Origin of the sequence: Vibrio sp. Y29_XK_CS5, assembly GCF_024181835.1 — a bacterium.
In the GTDB taxonomy this organism is placed as follows: Bacteria; Pseudomonadota; Gammaproteobacteria; order Enterobacterales; family Vibrionaceae; genus Vibrio; species Vibrio harveyi.
In genome coordinates this window covers 1-2895 of the sequence record NZ_JAMZAM010000024.1, presented here as the reverse complement: position 1 = coordinate 2895, position 2895 = coordinate 1, and the positions used below count along the sequence as shown (strand labels likewise).

1 protein-coding gene is annotated in these 2895 nt (G+C 49.6%); it reads left to right on the top strand.

Annotated elements, in window-relative coordinates; translation table 11 throughout:
• Positions 1-2895: tandem-95 repeat protein (locus NL647_RS27035; protein WP_253650913.1), on the top strand; the 2895-nt coding region annotated here is incomplete at both ends.

Below are 2895 nucleotides of genomic sequence, written 5' to 3'. Positions count from 1 at the left end.
CTGCGGTTACTATTGATGTGCTTGCAAACGACAGCGATCCAGAAAACGATACGCTGACTATCACAGCGGCATCGGTACCAGCAGAGCAAGGCACCGTTACCATCGTGGATGGTAAGTTGGTCTTCACACCTGCTGAAAACTTCAATGGTGATGCAACGATTAGCTACACCATCTCAGACGGTCAGCTAAGTGACGATGCAACGGTTGCGGTGACGGTTAATCCAGTTAACGACGCACCAGTGGCAGTAAACGACACTGTGTCAACAGATGAAGATACCGCGGTTACTATTGATGTGCTTGCAAACGACAGCGATCCAGAAAACGATACGCTGACTATCACAGCGGCGTCAGTACCTGCAGAGCAAGGTACGGTGGCGATTGTTGACGGCAAGTTGGTCTTCACACCTGCTGAAAACTTCAATGGTGATGCAACCATCAGCTACACCATTTCAGATGGTCAGTTAACTGACGATGCAACAGTTGCGGTGACGGTTAACCCAGTCAACGACGCACCAGTGGCAGTGGATGACACTGTTGCAACAGACGAAGACACTGCGGTTACTATCGATGTATTGGCGAATGACAGCGATCCAGAGAATGACCAATTAACTATTACCAATGCGTCAGTACCTGCAGAGCAAGGTACGGTGACGATTGTTGACGGCAAGTTGGTCTTCACGCCTGCTGAAAACTTCAATGGTGATGCAACCATCAGCTACACCATCTCAGATGGTCAGCTAACAGACGATGCAACGGTTGCGGTGACGGTTAACCCAGTCAACGACGCACCAACCATCGACGTCACAGCGGTTGATAGCGTAACTGAAGATGCGGTGAGCACCGATACCGTAGTGGCAACACTCGTTGTTGCTGATACAGATACGCCAGCAGATCAATTGACCGTTCAGCTCGAAAACAACGCTGACGGTTACTTCGTGCTCGATGGTGACCAAGTTAAGTTGACCGATAAAGGTGTCGAAGCGGTTAATAACGACCAGCTAGATTTGAATAGCCTGACTGTCACAGCGTCGGTATCTGACGGAGTGAACCCGAAAGCGACAGACACGGATTCGTTGGACGTGGTTCGCGTAAACGACGCACCGACCATCGACGTCACAGCGGTTGATAGCGTGACTGAAGATGCGGTGAGCACCGATACAGTAGTGGCAACACTCGTTGTTGCTGATACAGATACGCCAGCAGATGAGCTTACCGTTCAGCTCGAAAACAACACAGATGGTTACTTCGTCCTAGACGGTGATCAAGTTAAGTTGACCGATAAAGGTGTTGAAGCGGTTAACAATGACCAGCTTGACCTAGACAGCCTAACGGTAACTGCTTCGGTATCTGACGGCGTGAACCCGAAAGCAACAGATACCGATTCTCTTGATGTCGTTCGTGTGAATGATGCGCCGACCATTGATGTCACAGCGGTTGATAGCGTGACTGAAGATGCGGTATCTACCGATACAGTAGTGGCAACACTCGTTGTTGCTGATACGGATACGCCAGCAGACGAGCTTACCGTTCAGCTCGAAAACAACGCTGACGGTTACTTCGTGCTCGATGGTGATCAAGTTAAGTTGACCGACAAAGGTGTCGAAGCGGTTAATAACGACCAGCTAGATTTGAATAGCCTGACTGTCACAGCGTCGGTATCTGACGGTGTGAACCCGAAAGCGACAGACACGGATTCGTTGGACGTGGTTCGCGTAAACGACGCACCAACCATTGACGTTACCGCGGTTGATAGCGTGACTGAAGATGCGGTATCTACCGATACCGTAGTGGCAACACTCGTTGTTGCTGATACAGATACGCCAGCAGATCAATTGACGATTCAGCTAGAAAACAACGATGACGGTTACTTCGTGCTCGATGGTGACCAAGTTAAGTTGACCGATAAAGGTGTCGAAGCGGTTAATAATGACCAGCTTGACCTAGACAGCCTAACGGTAACTGCTTCGGTATCAGACGGCGTGAATCCGAAAGCGACAGACACGGATTCTCTTGATGTGGTACGCGTAAATGACGCACCGACTATCGACGTTACCGCGGTTGATAGCGTGACTGAAGATGCGGTATCTACCGATACCGTAGTGGCAACACTCGTTGTTGCCGATACAGATACATCTGCGGATCAATTGACCGTTCAGCTCGAAAACAGCGCTGACGGTTACTTCGTCCTAGACGGTGATCAAGTGAAGTTGACCGACAAAGGTGTCGAAGCGGTTAATAACGACCAGCTAGATTTGAATAGTCTGAGTGTCACAGCGTCGGTATCTGACGGTGTGAACCCGAAAGCGACAGACACGGATTCGTTGGACGTGGTTCGTGTAAACGACGCGCCGACTATCGACGTTACCGCGGTTGATAGCGTGACTGAAGATGCGGTATCTACCGACACAGTAGTGGCAACACTTGTTGTTGCTGATACAGATACACCAGCAGACGAGCTTACCGTTCAGCTAGAAAACAACGCTGACGGTTACTTCGTACTCGATGGTGACCAAGTTAAGTTGACCGATAAAGGTGTCGAAGCGGTTAATAATGACCAGCTTGACCTAGACAGCCTAACGGTAACTGCTTCGGTATCTGATGGTGTGAACCCGAAAGTAACAGACACGGATTCGTTGGACGTGGTTCGCGTAAACGACGCACCAACCATCGACGTCAATGCCATCGATAGCGTGACTGAAGATGCGGTATCTACCGACACAGTAGTGGCAACACTCGTTGTTGCTGATACAGATACACCTGCGGATCAATTGACAGTTCAGCTCGAAAACAACACAGATGGTTACTTCGTCCTAGACGGTGATCAAGTTAAGTTGACCGATAAAGGTGTCGAAGCGGTTAATAACGACCAGCTAGATTTGAATAGCCTGACTGTCA